This window comes from Bacillus toyonensis BCT-7112 (assembly GCF_000496285.1).
Classification (GTDB): domain Bacteria; phylum Bacillota; class Bacilli; order Bacillales; family Bacillaceae_G; genus Bacillus_A; species Bacillus_A toyonensis.
In genome coordinates this window covers 2806785-2822376 of sequence record NC_022781.1, presented here as the reverse complement: position 1 = coordinate 2822376, position 15592 = coordinate 2806785, and the positions used below count along the sequence as shown (strand labels likewise).

The 15592-nt window shown below is 35.0% G+C and carries 19 protein-coding genes and 1 riboswitch; of the genes, 10 read left to right on the top strand and 9 right to left on the bottom strand.

Annotated elements, in window-relative coordinates:
• Positions 1 to 41 precede the first annotated feature (41 nt).
• The 4 genes from BTOYO_RS14620 to BTOYO_RS14605 form a co-directional block, all read right to left on the bottom strand.
• Positions 42 to 398 carry a YxeA family protein gene (locus BTOYO_RS14620; protein WP_000728436.1) on the bottom strand — a complete coding sequence of 119 codons (357 nt, stop codon included), beginning with the start codon at positions 396 to 398 and terminating at the stop codon, positions 42 to 44.
• Positions 399 to 536: 138 nt separating this feature from the next.
• Entirely contained in the window at positions 537 to 1373 is an 837-nt protein-coding gene (locus BTOYO_RS14615; protein WP_000248049.1) for a YitT family protein, read from the bottom strand.
• Positions 1374 to 1490: 117 nt separating this feature from the next.
• Complete coding sequence (locus BTOYO_RS14610; RefSeq protein ID WP_001004254.1) at positions 1491 to 1820, bottom strand: PH domain-containing protein; 330 nt, start codon at positions 1818 to 1820, stop codon at positions 1491 to 1493.
• Between the two features lie 160 nt (positions 1821 to 1980).
• Positions 1981 to 2958 carry a LacI family DNA-binding transcriptional regulator gene (locus tag BTOYO_RS14605; protein WP_001273894.1) on the bottom strand — a complete coding sequence of 326 codons (978 nt, stop codon included), beginning with the start codon at positions 2956 to 2958 and terminating at the stop codon, positions 1981 to 1983.
• A 302-nt stretch (positions 2959 to 3260) separates the two neighbouring features.
• Here BTOYO_RS14605 and BTOYO_RS26455 point away from each other — a divergent pair, with 302 nt between their 5' ends.
• Positions 3261 to 3356, top strand: coding sequence for a DUF3948 family protein (locus BTOYO_RS26455; protein ID WP_001060006.1), 96 nt, complete (start codon positions 3261 to 3263; stop codon positions 3354 to 3356).
• A gap of 64 nt (positions 3357 to 3420) precedes the next feature.
• On the opposite strand, the gene BTOYO_RS14600 is transcribed toward BTOYO_RS26455, so the two are convergent.
• Positions 3421 to 4026: a lysophospholipid acyltransferase family protein gene (locus BTOYO_RS14600; protein ID WP_000277795.1), complete on the bottom strand. Its 606-nt coding sequence runs from the start codon at positions 4024 to 4026 to the stop codon at positions 3421 to 3423.
• A gap of 334 nt (positions 4027 to 4360) precedes the next feature.
• On the opposite strand from BTOYO_RS14600, the gene BTOYO_RS26445 reads away from it, so the two are divergent.
• Complete coding sequence (locus BTOYO_RS26445) at positions 4361 to 4456, top strand: DUF3948 family protein (protein WP_001179702.1); 96 nt, start codon at positions 4361 to 4363, stop codon at positions 4454 to 4456.
• 63 nt (positions 4457 to 4519) lie between these two features.
• Here BTOYO_RS26445 and BTOYO_RS14595 read toward each other — a convergent pair whose 3' ends face one another.
• The gene (locus tag BTOYO_RS14595; protein ID WP_000894071.1) at positions 4520 to 4660 is read right to left on the bottom strand and encodes a YrzO family protein; all 141 of its coding nucleotides are present in this window, start codon (positions 4658 to 4660) and stop codon (positions 4520 to 4522) included.
• 21 nt (positions 4661 to 4681) lie between these two features.
• Positions 4682 to 5650 (bottom strand): DMT family transporter, encoded by a 969-nt coding sequence (locus BTOYO_RS14590; RefSeq protein WP_001252495.1) that lies wholly within the window; start codon positions 5648 to 5650, stop codon positions 4682 to 4684.
• Between the two features lie 127 nt (positions 5651 to 5777).
• Here BTOYO_RS14590 and BTOYO_RS14585 point away from each other — a divergent pair, with 127 nt between their 5' ends.
• Both BTOYO_RS14585 and BTOYO_RS26435 read left to right on the top strand, forming a co-directional pair.
• The gene (locus BTOYO_RS14585) at positions 5778 to 6644 is read left to right on the top strand and encodes a LysR family transcriptional regulator (RefSeq protein ID WP_000423064.1); all 867 of its coding nucleotides are present in this window, start codon (positions 5778 to 5780) and stop codon (positions 6642 to 6644) included.
• Between the two features lie 255 nt (positions 6645 to 6899).
• Positions 6900 to 7001: a DUF3948 family protein gene (locus BTOYO_RS26435; protein WP_001060020.1), complete on the top strand. Its 102-nt coding sequence runs from the start codon at positions 6900 to 6902 to the stop codon at positions 6999 to 7001.
• 65 nt (positions 7002 to 7066) lie between these two features.
• Here BTOYO_RS26435 and BTOYO_RS14580 read toward each other — a convergent pair whose 3' ends face one another.
• A complete protein-coding gene (locus BTOYO_RS14580) occupies positions 7067 to 8014 on the bottom strand; it encodes a helix-turn-helix transcriptional regulator (protein WP_000657122.1) in 948 nt (315 codons plus the stop codon).
• Positions 8015 to 8148: 134 nt separating this feature from the next.
• On the opposite strand from BTOYO_RS14580, the gene modA reads away from it, so the two are divergent.
• The 3 genes from modA to BTOYO_RS14565 all read left to right on the top strand — a co-directional run bounded on the left by modA (position 8149) and on the right by BTOYO_RS14565 (position 10787).
• Entirely contained in the window at positions 8149 to 8955 is an 807-nt protein-coding gene (gene modA / locus BTOYO_RS14575) for a molybdate ABC transporter substrate-binding protein (protein ID WP_001032238.1), read from the top strand.
• Between the two features lie 5 nt (positions 8956 to 8960).
• Positions 8961 to 9635 (top strand): molybdate ABC transporter permease subunit, encoded by a 675-nt coding sequence (gene modB, locus BTOYO_RS14570; RefSeq protein WP_002037814.1) that lies wholly within the window; start codon positions 8961 to 8963, stop codon positions 9633 to 9635.
• A gap of 300 nt (positions 9636 to 9935) precedes the next feature.
• Positions 9936 to 10787 (top strand): GRP family sugar transporter, encoded by an 852-nt coding sequence (locus BTOYO_RS14565; RefSeq protein WP_000353553.1) that lies wholly within the window; start codon positions 9936 to 9938, stop codon positions 10785 to 10787.
• A 67-nt stretch (positions 10788 to 10854) separates the two neighbouring features.
• Here the strand turns inward: BTOYO_RS14565 and pnuC are convergent, their stop codons facing one another.
• Entirely contained in the window at positions 10855 to 11505 is a 651-nt protein-coding gene (pnuC, locus tag BTOYO_RS14560; RefSeq protein ID WP_000252475.1) for a nicotinamide riboside transporter PnuC, read from the bottom strand.
• 197 nt (positions 11506 to 11702) lie between these two features.
• Here pnuC and proC point away from each other — a divergent pair, with 197 nt between their 5' ends.
• The 3 genes from proC (at position 11703) to BTOYO_RS14545 (ending at position 15374) form a co-directional block, all read left to right on the top strand.
• A complete protein-coding gene (gene proC, locus BTOYO_RS14555; protein ID WP_000956243.1) occupies positions 11703 to 12506 on the top strand; it encodes a pyrroline-5-carboxylate reductase in 804 nt (267 codons plus the stop codon).
• A gap of 1 nt (position 12507) precedes the next feature.
• Positions 12508 to 13341: an aldo/keto reductase gene (locus tag BTOYO_RS14550; protein ID WP_001054813.1), complete on the top strand. Its 834-nt coding sequence runs from the start codon at positions 12508 to 12510 to the stop codon at positions 13339 to 13341.
• 154 nt (positions 13342 to 13495) lie between these two features.
• Positions 13496 to 13600: riboswitch (SAM riboswitch) on the top strand.
• A 133-nt stretch (positions 13601 to 13733) separates the two neighbouring features.
• Entirely contained in the window at positions 13734 to 15374 is a 1641-nt protein-coding gene (locus tag BTOYO_RS14545) for a peptide ABC transporter substrate-binding protein (protein ID WP_000726492.1), read from the top strand.
• Positions 15375 to 15592 lie beyond the last annotated feature (218 nt).

The window sequence follows — 15592 nt, the reverse complement described above, 5'->3', positions numbered from 1 at the left end:
TATTTTGATTTTCGACAAAAAATAGGCAGGGGTATATTTCGCTATCTCATCGCTAAAAGTTTACTCTTCGCATTAATAGGAATATTTACAGCTTCAATTTCTTCAATTGACTCGCCGTATCGTCCTTTTGCGTACACTTTTAATGCTTCATCTCTCTTTAACATATGCTTAACAGTCTTCTTTATTTTTTGTTCTCTTCCACGTTCGTCAAATGCAATAAATTCATATTCATACCACTCATCACCAACATGCTGACCAATTGTATTCACAACCGTATAGTATTCTTTCGTCTTATAAAGCGGATTATATTTATCAATAACTGGTCCAAGTTTCGTAGGCAGTAACATTACTACTATCACTAGCATCGCTATTATAGTAGTGATCATTTTTTTCTTCACAATAAACATTCCTCCTCTGCAGGATATATATACATCCATTTTAAGAAGAAGCAATAAAATCTACTATTGAATCTCATTACATTACACTTACATTTTTGTAAGAATAAAAAAAGGTGAACGATTTTACTCGTTCACCTTTTAGCTCGCTTTAAAGCCCCCACCAAGCACATCACGCACATCATGAATAACAACGAAAGCATCTTCATCTACTCGGCTAATAACTTGCTTTAACTTAACAAGCTCTTGTTTATTAATAACAACATATAAAACTTCTTTATTTTTTCCAGTATATCCGCCGCGTCCTTCTAATACAGTGACACCGCGTGTCATGTTTTTGGTAATAGCCTCACGTATTAAATCTGGTTGATTTGAAATGATTGTAACAGCCGTTTTTGTATCCATTCCTTCTACAATGAAATCAATCACTTTCGCACCGATGAATACTGCAACAAGTGTGTACATCGCTTTTTCTTGTCCTATTATAAATACAGAACCAGCAATTACAACGATATCAATAATAAGTACGCCTTTACCAACGCTCCACCCTAAATATTGATTTGCTAACTGTGCTAAAATTGCCGATCCTCCTGATGTACCTCCAGCTTTGAACATACAGCCTAATCCGATACCTACAAACAAACCAGCAAATAAAGCTGCTAATAGCGTATCACTATTTACATGATACTCAATATGTTCTGTAACATATAAAAACAAGGATGTTTCTACAATCCCTAAAATCGTATAAACCATCGTTTTTTTATCAAAAAACTTATAACCAATAGCTAGTAAAACTGCATTTATAGCAAAGTTCACAATCCCTGGTGACCAATCAAATAAGTAGTACGTAACAACCGTTAAACCAATAATTCCACCTTCCGATAAACGGTTTGGAATTGCAAAGTAATTAATACCAATTGCGAATAATAATGAACCAATTGTAATTAGTGTTATTTCCTTTATACGTTGATTAACCATAATTCATACCCTCCCCCATTTGACATTGTATCACTATCTCCTAGAGGTTTAGAAGTGGTTTTTATTCCGCATTTTACCTCTTAAAGATCGAGATATTATGTTTAAACAAAGGGTTGATTAATTATTCATATTTTCTCTAACTGCACGAACAAATCGCTCCACATTCCCTTTCTGAATATACCTAGCTCTAACCCTTTCATGATTACAAGTAAATTCAAAATATGGACAGAGATCTATGTCATCTATATGCAAATACGGATACTCTTCAAATATTGCAGGGTAGCCCGAAAATTTCCCGTAAAAAAGGAGACGTCTAGTAGTAGCAGCGAAAATCCCATGCCGGTAAGCTACGGTAAAATCATCCTTCTCAAATATCCCTACCACAACAGCTAAAATCTTTTCGTCATCCTCTACATATTTTTTCATACTCGATAAAAGTTCATTCATGCATATTCCTCCAAATTCTATTCATTGTTTTAACACTTGAAAAGAATCCATGGATTATTACAGACCGGTTTAACTCTTTTATAAAGTATGAAACGCGTTTCCTGTCAAAGACATTTCAAAAAATAATCCGTTATGCGATTATACACATAACGGATTAAGACTAAACTGTAGAGCGTTCCACAAGTTCATACGGAATCTCCACCTTTTCTTGTTTATAACTCTCGTTGCTCACTTGCCTATAAAACATTTCAAAAGCGTTTTTGCCTATCTCCTTTAAATTTTGATCAATCGTTGTCAACTGTAACACTTGTGAAATAGGTTGATTATCAAAACCAATAATCGCCAAATCCTCAGGAACTTGAATACCTAACTTTTCAACTTCTGTCATAATCCCAATCGCAACTTCATCTCCTGCTACTATTAACGCTTCTGGGAGGACCTGCATCTCCTTTAACTTATGAGCCGCTCTCACACCATCTTCTAATGTAAAACATTCTGTAAAAATCCACTCTTCATTAACCTCTTCATCTATGGATTGTAATTGATGTTTATAAACATCAAAACGTTTTTGACTACTTGGCCCTAACTTCCTTCCCGTACAATAACCAATTTTTTTATAACCTTTTTCAATAAGATAATTCATTCCTAACTGAAAGGCTGCAGAATGATTTGTATATACACTTGAGATATTTGAAATATCATTATCTTCACAAGCAATTATTGTGCCGTAAGAAGCATACGGTTCTATCGTTTCCCAATCATTCGCACGCGAGCAAATAATAAGGCCGTCCAATTGTTTTGTTTTTAGCATATGTAAACTTTTCATTTCTTCTTTTTTATTGTAATTCGTTTGGCAAAGTAACACCCTGTAATTATGAGCTAACGCCACCTCCATCATTCCACCTACCATCGCATCAAAACACGGATGATTAATGTAAGGTAAAATTACACCAACAATATTCGTCTTCCCTTTGGATAAATGAACAGCGTTTGCGTTTTGTGAGTAATTCAACTTCTCAACTATCTCAATAACCGCTTTCCTTTTTTCTTCACTTACATATGGGTGATCATTTAGCACCCTCGAAACGGTCGTAACTGAAACTCCGGCCATCTTTGCGATATCTTTAATATTAGCCATACACTCACCTCTCCTTTTAACTTAATGAATTCCATGAACATATGTCAAATCTTCTCATCATTACACCTTCATTCGTTTTTCTTACAAAAGTGTAATTTTCCTGTAAGCTAATTCGATAGTGACTCTTCCCAATATCTTATACAATTAAGTCAGAAACAGGGCAACAACTATTCGAAAAGGAGCGGATTAATATGATGAACAAAATGAAGAACAACAAATTTACGAATACAATGGGCATGGTATTGTCCGCTCTTATCGATGCAAAATCTGTTGCTTCTACAAACAAGTAAGGAGAGATTATAATGAACAACATCACTTTTAACAAATTAGATTTTTTAGGACTAGCTAGCGGCTCTCTTCTTCTTACTGCTTTTATTTACGCTGCTACGCTTATATAAACTTTGTGTCCCCTTTCCCCTTTATATATAGAAAAAGACGACCGTCTATGCCCGGTCGTCTTTTTTACTTTTGTTTCGATTGCAAAGTTTCCTTTAGTTCTTCAAATTTTTCGTTTAATTGATCTGTCATCATTTTCATAGCCGTTTTTCGATCTATTTGTTCTCCGGCATCAATTTGAATCGGATCTCCAAAAACTAATTGCGCTTTTTTTCCTTTTATTAATTCTTTTACACTTGATGGACCAATATAAGCTGCCGGCACTAATGGAACGTTAGAACGCAGTGCAATCGTAACAGCCCCCGCTTTTAATGAAACGTCTTCTGTTGATCTCGTTCCACTTGGGAAAATCCCTACTACTTTTCCCTCTTTTAATAAACGCGATGGAATTTTTAATGTGCTCGGCCCTGGATTCGCACGATCTACCGGAAATGCATTTACATTTTTAAAGAACCAGTTTTTGAATTTCCCTTCAAATAATTCTTTTTTGGCCATGTAATGAATTTGGGTTGGATACATCCCAGTTGCTAACATTAAAACGTCCATAAAACTCGTATGTGTACACGCAACAACGTAAGGGCCGCCTTCTGGTAATTTCTCTCTCCCTTGTACTTCTACTTTCCCAGCCATTTTAAATATATATTTCAACGAAAATGTAATTGGTTTATACATTTGTTTCGTTCCTTTCTAAATATCCGAAGTATAATCATTTTCTTACAATGATTATAACACTAAGTTTTAGGAGTTGGTAATAAAAATAAGTATTTATTGTTAAATTTCAATTCTTACAAAAGTGTAATTTTCTTGTAAGCTAATTCGATAGTGACTCTCCCCAATATCTTATACAATTAAGTCAGAAACAGGGCAACCATTTGAAAAGGAGCGGATCGATATGATGAACAAAATGAAGAACAACAAATTTACGAATACAATGGGCATGGTATTGTCCGCTCTTATCGATGCAAAATCTGTTGCTTCTACATTAAACAAGTAAGGAGAATATATTATGCAAAATATCACCTTTAACAAATTAGATTTTTTAGGACTAGCTAGCGGCTCTCTTCTTCTTACTGCTTTTATTTACGCTGCTACGCTTATATAAACTTTGTGTCCCCTTTCCCCTTTATATATAGAAAAAGACGACCGTCTATGCCCGGTCGTCTTTTTAAATTTTTCTTTCTTTTAACTCTTTTAAAAGCTGTATCAGTTCAGCTTGTTGTTTTACCTTCTTACGACCATTTCGATTAATTGCTGCAAGCTCGCACGCAACTCCGACGGCGAAGAAAAACAATAAACTTTCTAACATGTTAAATCCTCCAATTGCCTATTAAACCGCTTGGCGTAATTGCTCTTCTTGTAAAACTTGCTTATTTATATTTTCTTCTTTTCTCTGACAAACGTTATTGCGAATAAGTGCTGCAATAACAAGTAAAGTTCCTACAATATCAAACATTGTTATTTGATACCCTTGTATCATCATAATAATCAAAGTCGTAACGGGTACAAAATTAATAAATAAAATGCCGTTAATCGATGATAAGATTTTCACACCGTAATTCCAAGCGAGTAGCGCTATGATTCCTGGTAATGTCATCATAAATAACAAATCATACTTCACGATAGAAATCGTTCCCATACTTGGGACTGGAACATACCCAAGCACCGTAATCATTACAGTTATAATTCCTGTGACAGTCGTACCAAATACACACGTCAATGTAGAATAGCGTAATGTTGACCAATCGCTACACGTTTGACCACCCATCGTATAAATAACCCAACCTACAACACCAATAAATATAAACGCTAGTGAAAACATGTTATCTTTCAATGTTAAAAAGAAACTCATATCACCTTTCGTAATAACAAACACAGCTCCTACAAAAGCGATAATCATGCTCGTTATCATATATTTTTTCGGTTTTATATGCTTATATCCCCATAAAATACAAATGGAAATCATCGGCATGAGTGCTTCCATAATGGAGGCTACCATTACACCTGATTTTCCCATTAACATTTGACCTAAAAATATGAGTACATTATATACAGTAAACGCCATCGTTCCAAAAAAGACGAGTAACTTTCCCCTTCCTTCTAAACGAAATGCCTGTTTTCCTTCTTTCATTAACAATAATATAATCAGTACTATCGCCACTGCTCCATAACGAATAAGTGAAAAATAAAATGGATCTATGTATTCTAGCGCATGATCAGCAACCGGAAACATCGCTCCCCATGACATACTTGCAATTAAACATGCCAAAGCTCCTATTACTATTTGACCTCTTCTCACCATAATCCCCCGCTTCTTTCTATTTGCACAAAGAGAATTGTAAAAGAAAAAACATATCACGTAAAACGATTCAAAATGATGTTAACTATCATTTATAATGATAGTTAACATCAAGGGGGAGCATACAATGGAATTACGAGACTTACAAATCTTCCAAAGCGTTGCCGATCGCGGTAGTGTAAGCGGCGCAGCAAAGGAATTAAATTATGTACAATCAAATGTAACCGCACGTATTAAACAATTAGAAAACGAGCTAAAAACACCGCTCTTTTACCGTCATAAACGAGGCATGACTTTAACAGCTGAAGGAAGAAAAATGCTCGTTTATGTTAATAAAATTTTGCAAGATGTTGAAGAGCTAAAACAAGTGTTTCTAGATAGTGAAACACCATCTGGTATATTAAAAATCGGTACAGTCGAAACAGTAAGTACATTGCCTACCATTTTGTCTTCTTACTATAAAAGCTATCCAAACGTTGATTTATCATTACAAGCTGGTCTAACCGAAGAACTTATTAGAGAAGTCCTTGACCATCAATTAGATGGCGCCTTTATATCAGGTCCTATTAAGCATCCACTAATTGAACAATACGATGTTAGTACAGAAAAATTAATGCTCGTGACACAAAATAAAGCTTTTCATATAGAAGAATTTACTACGACGCCCTTACTCGTTTTTAATCAAGGGTGTGGATACCGTACCAAACTAGAACGATGGCTTAAAGATGAAGGTTTGCTACCAAAAAGAATTATGGAATTTAACATATTAGAAACAATATTAAATAGTGTAGCACTCGGTCTTGGGATTACACTCGTGCCCCAGTCCGCGGTACAACATCTTTCTACAGCAGGTAAAGTACACTGTCATCCGATTCCCGAGAAATACGGTAGTATTTCAACTGTTTTCATACGCCGCAAAGATAGCTACATGACCAATTCAATGCGTAGCTTTTTAAAAACAATTGAAGAGCACCATCACATCAATATGCTTTAAAAGACATTCTTACACGAATGTCTTTTTTTCTTACAAAAGTGTAAGTCTCCCGTAAGATAATTCGATAGTTGTAGTTCATCATTTTCCCTATAATTAAGACATAAAGCAGGGCAACAACAATTCGAAAAGGAGCGGATACGCATGATGAACAAAATGAAATCAAACAATTTTTTTAACACAATGGGCATGGTGCTATCCGCACTTGTCGATGCAAAAGCAGTTGCAACTACATTAAACAAATAAGGAGAGATTATAATGAACAACATTACTTTCAACAAATCAGACTTTATCGGACTTGCAAGTGGAGCGACTCTTCTTACAGCTTTCATTTACACACTTGCTCAAAGTCTTGTTTAACAATTCGTTTCCCCAAACCCCTTTATATATAGAAAAAGCTGCTCGTCTTATAGACAAGCAGCTTTTTAGTTTGTTTCATATATAATTTGGCCTGTTTTCATAATATCGTATCCGCCAATCGCTTTTAACTCATTATGAAATTCTTCCGATTGCAGAATGTCTTTCATAACTTCAATAAGTTCTTCATTGTCTTTATTCTTCAAAATTACTAAATCATACTGTTCTTTCATTATCGGAATAAAGTCTACATTTACAATTTGCGAAACCTTTTCCGATCCTACCCCAACATCAGCTTTTCCGTTCGCAACTTGCGTGGCAACACCAAGATGACTCGATTCTTCCCATTCATATCCACTAATATGTTCTTTATTTAACTTTTGAATTCGTAATTGTTCATCCACTAGCACCCTAATACCAGAGCCTTTTTCTCGATTTACAAATTTTATAGAGGACCCGAATATGTCAGCCCATGTCTTTATTTTCTTTGGGTTTCCTTTTTGAACATAAAACCCCACATTTCTTGCCAATAAATTGATTATAATACACGGTTGTCCAACTAAAATACGTTTTACGTAAGGAACATTATAAGTACCCGTTTCACCATCAAATAAGTGTAAACTAACTACACTTCCTTCTCCTTGGTACATCTTCACTAAACTTGTTAAACTACCTTGATACGCTCTTAATACATTAGAATTTAGCAATCGATTTTCTATACGTTTTGCCAACATATCTAACGTTAGTTCTTGCCCGCTAATGATGCATGTATTCAAGATACTACTATCGTCATTCTTTACAGAAGTAACTTGTATCTTTCCTGTTTTCATTTGCTTTATATATTGTTCTAAATCCGCTGTATCAATGCGCATCTGTCTACCAACTCTATAAGAAGGAAGTTCTCCTTTTTTAATTAAGTCGTATACAGTTAGTTTTGATACTTTTAATCGCTTCGCTACTTCTTCCGTTGTGTAGGAATGATGATCCATAGACGATTCCTCACTTTCTTCCTTCATTGTAACAAAGAAAAGAATATTTCTCCTATTTTTTAAAAACAACCATATTGTTCAAATTATATTCAATTATAACTAGTTATAATTAGTTATATTTAGTTATAATTAGTTATGTCAAAACGAAAGGGGATTTTTTTATGAACAAATTCACATTACGATCTATTGGGGCACTTATACTTTCTTTCCTTCTTATATTTAGTGCTGCTTGTACAAGCGTGGAAAAGAAGGAGAAGTCAGTTGCTAAAGAGAGAAAAACAGTCGAACTGACTATATCAGCTGCTGCTAGCTTACAAGATGCATTAAAAGAAATTGAAAAACAATATAAAGAGAAAAAGCCTAATATTAAACTTTCTTTTAACTTCGGTGCTTCCGGTGCACTTCAACAACAAATCGAACAAGGTGCGCCTGCTGATTTATTCTTCTCTGCAGCAGAAGATAAATTCCAAACACTTGTTAAAAAAGGATTCATTAATGAAAAAGAAGGAAAAAACCTTCTTGGAAATGAACTAGTTCTAGTCGTCCCAAAAGATAGCTCTCTTACAAAAATTCAAGATTTAAAAGATGAGAAAATCAAAAAAATCGCACTTGGTACACCTGAATCTGTACCCGCTGGGAAATATGCAAAAGCTTCTCTCACACATGAAAATCTTTGGAATGACATTCAAAATAAAATCGTATTTACAAAAGATGTTCGCCAAGTGTTAACATATGTAGAAACAGGTAATGTCGATGCTGGTATTGTATACAAAACAGATGCTCTCATTTCAGACAAAGTAAAAATTGGCGAGACGGCAGCAGCTACTTCTCATGAACCAATCCACTATCCTTTAGGCGTTATAAAAGAATCGAAGCATAAGAAAGAGGCGACTTCATTTTATGAATATTTGCAGTCAAAAGATGCACAATCTATCTTTAAGAAATATGGATTTACAGTCCTATCATAATTGCCATGAGCTTTGATGATATTTTGTCACCTGTCTTTTTATCTTTACGAGTAGCTGCATACGCCACCATTATCGTCACAATTTTAGGAACGATTATCGGTCGGTCACTAGCACGCTCCTCATGGAGATATAAAGTAATACTAGAAACTATTTTCTTATTACCAATGGTACTTCCGCCAACTGTAATCGGCTTTTTTCTCATTATTATTTTTGGAAATAACAGCCCCATTGGAAAGTGGATAGAATCGGTATTTCAGCAGTCCATTATGTTCACATCTACTGCTGCTATCATTGCTTCTACAGTTGTCGCATTTCCGCTCATGTATCAATCAGCAAAAACAGGATTTTCGATCGCAAATGTACAAATTGAAGAGGGCGCTCGCGATCTCGGCGCCAGTGAATATCAAGTTTTTCTACACGTTACACTACCGCTTGCATTTCCTGCATTACTAAGCGGTATGATCTTAAGCTTTGTTCGTGCACTAGGAGAATTTGGTGCTACACTCATGTTTGCTGGGAATATTCCTGGCAAAACACAGACAATCCCAACAGCAATTTATATGGCCATTGATGCAAGTAATATGCAACTCGCTTGGACACTTGTAATTATCACTATCAGTATGTCACTCATATTTCTCCTATGTATTCAGCTCATTAATAAAAGAATTACTAATTCTTAAAGCAGCTTTCGACAAAAGCTGCTTTTTTATTTCTTAGGAAATAAAAAATACTATATAAAGTGACTGAATTTTACCTTTTATTTAAATATACATTCTATTTGAATTTACTTTCTAAAATAGGCAATTTCCTGTTATTATATGGAGGTGTTTGAAAAAATGAAGAAATGAAAACGCATTTATATCGTGAATTCTTCATCCTGTTTTAGCGATCGGTAATCTTCTACTCTATTAGTGGGGCATTACCGATCGTTAGAACGATATGTAATTATATTGGTATAGCAAACCGAAGGGAGTCTTGTAATGGACATTTTATTAGCGCTTCTTCCTGCAATTGCATGGGGAAACATCTTATTAGTAAGCGTAAAAATGGGCGGTGGTGCATATAGCCAAACGGTAGGTATGACAATCGGTGCTCTATTCTTCGCAACAGTTATGTATGTATTTACTCAACCAGCTTTAACAATGACAATCTTGATTGTTGGTTTTATTTCAGGTGTATTCTGGGCTTTAGGACAAGTAAACCAATTAAAAACAGTTGAAAAGTTAGGTGTTTCTACTACTGTAACGATTTCTACTGGTATGCAACTTGTTGCAACTTCTATCTTTGGAGTTATCGCTTTCCGCGAGTGGACTACTACAACAACGATCATTATGGGAACGATTGCAATCCTATTAATCGTAGTTGGCGTTGTATTCACATCATTAGATGATAAAGAAAATGCACAGCCACCAGGACAATTGAAAAAAGGACTTCTTACTTTAATTGTTTCTACTTTCGGCTATCTTGTATATGTAATTATTATTCGTTGGTATAACATTGATGGTTGGTCTGCTATTTTACCACAAGCAGTTGGTATGTTTGTCGGTGCGGTTGTACTGACATCTAAACATAAGCCATTTAACAAATATGCAATTCGTAATGCTTTATCTGGTTTACTTTGGGGAACAGGAAACTTATTCTTACTTCTTTCATTACCACGTGTCGGAGTAGCGACAAGCTTCCCATTATCTCAAACTGGAATCGTTATCTCAACATTCGGTGCGATTGTCTTCTTAGGTGAAAAGAAAACAAAACGTCAATTGATCTTTATTGCACTAGGTAGTGTTTTAATTATCGGCGGCGCTGTATTACTTGGTCTAACAAAAGCATAAACTTATATTCTATTAAAAACCCCTGAGGCATATGTGTCCCAGGGGTTTTTTCGATTTTAATTATTTTCTAAATATAATTATTTACACGCACTTGTCCTTTATAGTTCTTCTTCCACTCTAGCAAACCAGCTACACATATAAAGAGATTAATAACAGCTAGTATTAGCATGACATATAAACCAGTGGAAATATAAATTACAATGCTAACTACGTTATACAAAATCCATAAATGCCAGTTCTCTAAGATTTTTCGACTTAGCATAAATTGAGCTACTATTCCTAATACAGCATTTAAAGCGTCTAAATATGGACTTGTCGATTCTAAATGACGGACTTGATAATAGCCCCAACCAACCCAAGCAACTAAAATAAAAATTATATAAAAGGTCCACCCCTTTAAATCTAAACGGACAGTTGCTTTTACCTCTTCTTCCCCACTACGTGCAATCCAATAATACCAACCATATACATTAAATATAAATTGAAAGACTGCTAATACTGCCATTGCATATAAATCTTGTATAATGAAAATATACAGAAATAATGTAACAGTAATCATACCAAATAAAAAGTTGGATACTTTTTCTCTTGCTAATAACCAAACATTAACAATCCCCATAACCGATGCGAAAATTTCAATATAACTCGATTGAATGTAAAATCCAACCAATACGCAAATAATACTAGAAATGAGTAAAAAAAGTGGACTTCTAACCATATTTATCTCTCCCCAGATGTGTAATAAATTCCATATCACCAGTATAAGGAACTCCTCTTATTTTTATCATGAATTCCCTTATTCAAAAACCCCCTCATTATCTATTCCATATACGGTAAGTCTTTTCTTTTTACAAAATTCTCTTAAAAATGGTATCGTTTTTTATAACATATCTCTACTAGAAGGGAATAAAGGATATGCTTACTAAACATCGAATTTTATTTATTGGTGCCGGTCGTATGGCAGAAGCTATCTTCTCCGGGTTACTTAAAACGAGTAAAGAATATATCGAAGAAATTATCGTTTCCAACCGAAGCAACATAGAAAAACTAGAACAATTACAAGGGCGATATAATGTGTCCATCACTACAGACTGGAAGCAGCATATTACATCCGTTGATACGATTGTTTTAGCAATGCCACCAGCTGCACATGAACAGTTATTACAGGAGTTATCTCCTCTTCTAACTGAGCAATTCGTTGTGACCGTTGCTGCCGGAATTGGACCATCTTATTTAGAAAAACGGCTTCCTCAAGGGACACCTGTTGCCTGGATTATGCCAAATACAGCTGCCGAAATCGGAAAGTCCATCTCCTTATATACGACGGGACATTCCGTAGGTGAAACGCATCAAGAAACGCTACAACTCCTTTTAAAAGGTATTGGTACCTCACAGTTTTGTACTGAAGAGGAAGTTCATCAACTTACCGCCATTACTGGTAGTGCACCTGCTTTTCTCTATCACTTTGCTGAAGGTTTAATTGAAGCGACGAAAAACTATGGAATTGATGAGAAAACGGCAAACCACCTTGTCATTCAAATGATTGCTGGTTCTGCCGCTATGCTCCAACAAAACGAAGATCCAGCTATGCTCCGAGAACAAGTAACAACACCAGGAGGTTCAACTGCTGAAGGCTTAAAAGTTCTATATGAAAATAATTTTTCAGAAGTCATTCAACAAGCAGTTGAAGCAACAAATAAAAAAGCTAGGGGGAAATAATATGAATTTAACAAGTTTAAAAGACTATACAACATTACATAATGGTGTAAAAATGCCTTGGTTCGGTTTAGGTGTGTTTAAAGTAGAGGACGGATCAGAAGTAATTGATTCTGTAAAAGCAGCTATTAAAAACGGATACCGCAGCATCGATACTGCAGCAATCTATCAAAATGAAGAAGGCGTTGGTCAAGCAATTCGCGAATCTGATATTCCTCGTGAAGAGCTATTTATCACTTCAAAAGTATGGAATAGCGATCAAGGTTATGAAACAACAATTCAAGCATTTGAAACTACATTAGAGAAATTAGGCCTAGAATATTTAGATTTATATTTAGTACATTGGCCTGTAAAAGAGAAATATACTGAATCATGGAAAGCGTTAGAAAAGCTTTATAAAGATGGTCGTGTTCGTGCTATCGGTGTGAGTAATTTCCACATTCACCACTTACAAGACGTATTTGAAATTGCTGAAATTAAGCCAATGGTCAACCAAGTGGAATACCACCCTCGTTTAGCACAAGAAGAATTACATGCTTTCTGTAAAGAACATAACATCCAGCTCGAGGCTTGGTCACCATTAATGCAAGGGCAACTACTGGATCATCCAACATTACAAGAAATTGCGACAAAATATAGTAAATCAACTGCACAAGTTATTTTACGCTGGGATTTACAAAATGAAGTTGTAACGATTCCTAAATCAATTAAAGAGCACCGCATTATTGAAAATGCAAACATCTTTGATTTTGAATTAAGCTCGGATGATATGAAAGCAATTCAAGCTTTGAATGAAAATCATCGCGTCGGTCCAGATCCAGATAACTTTAACTTCTAGCAGAAAAACCACTGCCATGTGCAGTGGTTTTTTCACTTTTAAAAAAACTGAAAATTTAAACTATATTTCATTTGATTGACACTTCATTATCCAAGGTGTAAGATTTTGAATTATCAAAGAAACACAAAAATTAATAAAATTCATTCGTTTACTCATTGTATCAAGAGAGGTGGAGGGACTGGCCCTTTGAAACCTCGGCAGCAGGTTCATTTTGAATACTGTGCCACTTCCTGCAAGCTTTATGCTTGAAAGATAGAATGAGGGACTTCGTTTATATACGGGTACATAACTTGTATGTGAAAATCCCTCTTTCTCAATCAGAAAAGAGGGATTTTTTTATTTTTCATTTCCCTCATCATCATCCAAACTTAATTATTTAGGAGGAAAATCAAATGAAAAAGAAGTTTGTACCCGGTATCGCATCAGTTGTAGGAGTAAGTATTTTATTAACTGGTTGCGGTAGTTATAAAAACGAAGCTAGCGGAGCAAATGCAAAAGACGAGGCATCTAGTAAACAGGTTTTAAACTTATCTTCACCTTCTGAAATACGAACAATGGATACAGCTCGTGCTACAGATACTGATTCCGGTCAAGTAATGAGAAACGTATTTGAAGGTTTGTATAATCTTGGTGAAGGTAACAAACCTGTCCCTGGCGTTGCAAAATCCCATGAAGTAAGTGGCGATAAAACGAAGTACACATTCCACCTGCGAGATTCAAAATGGTCAAACGGTACTCCTGTTACAGCGAAAGATTTCGTCTTCGCCTGGCAAAGAGCTGTTGATCCAGCAACAGCCTCTGAATATGCATTTTTATTCTTTGATATTAAAAACGCAAAACAAATTAACAACAAAGAGCTTCCAGCCGATCAACTTGGTGTAAAAGCAGTTGATGACTATACGTTTGAGGTAGAATTAGAGCGTCCTGTTCCGTACTTTATTAGCTTAACGGCGTTCCCAACATTTCTACCAATTAGCGAGGAATTCTTTAAAACACAAGGTGATAAGTACGCTTTAGAAGATAATACAATTTTGTATAACGGAGCTTTTACACTAAGTGATTGGAAGCATGAACAAAGCTTTAAATTTAAGAAAAACCCTACCTACTGGGATAAAGATACTGTCAAAATCGAAGAAATCAATTTCAACATCGTAAAAGAAAAATCAACAGAAGTAAATTTATTCGAATCTAAACAATTAGACCGTATAAAACTAACATCTGACTTCGTTGATAAATATAAAAAGGATGCTAATTTTAAAGAACGTCCGAACGTAGGGGTACAATTTTTACGTATGAATCAACAAAACAAAGTACTTCAAAACGTTTCTGCACGCCAAGCAATTGATCAAACGATTGATCGAAAGTCCTTTGTCAATACGTTATTAAATGATGGCTCTACACCAACCTTTGGTCTTGTGCCAAAAAACTTTGCAAAAGGTCCTGATGGAAAAGACTTCCGTGCTACAAACGGCGATTTAACAAAAGTTGATACGAAATCTGCACAAGAATTATGGAAAAAAGCAAAAAAAGAACTAGGTTCTGAAAAGATAACATTAGAATTATTAACAAGTGACGGTGACCTTGAGAAGAAGACTGGTGAGTTTCTAAAAGGTCAATTAGAAAAGAATTTAGAGGGCTTAACAGTAAATATAAAACCGCAACCACGTAAACAACAAGTTTCACTCTTATTAAAAGGTGACTACGAAATCGGAATTGATGGTTGGAGCCCTGACTTTGCTGATCCAATTACATTCCTTGAATTGTTTACAACGAATAACCCTTACAACTTAGATCATTACTCTAATAAAGAGTTCGACGAAGCAATTGAAAAGGTGAAAACTACTTTAGCTGGTGATGAAAAAGCCCGCTTTGATGCATTACTAGCATCAGAGAAAATATTATTTAAAGACTCTGTTATTGCTCCTCTTTACCAAAAAGGCGAATCTTATTTAGAGAAATCTTATGTGAAAGGCATTGTACAAGTAGACTTTGCAGGTCAATTAAACTTCAAATGGGCAAAAATTGAAAAATAAAGTGAAACTTTAAACAACGTATTTCCACCAACTCCCATTGTTTTTTTGACAAAATATATTGAAAAAGTAGATTCCTTAATATGAGTGAATCTACTTTTTCAATATATTATTCCAAGAAATTAACGCTTTGTTTTTATTATTGACATATAGTTCTTTCTGGTGTTAATATTCTAAATAATCAAAGAAACGAAATATTTAACCATCAAAATATAATATCT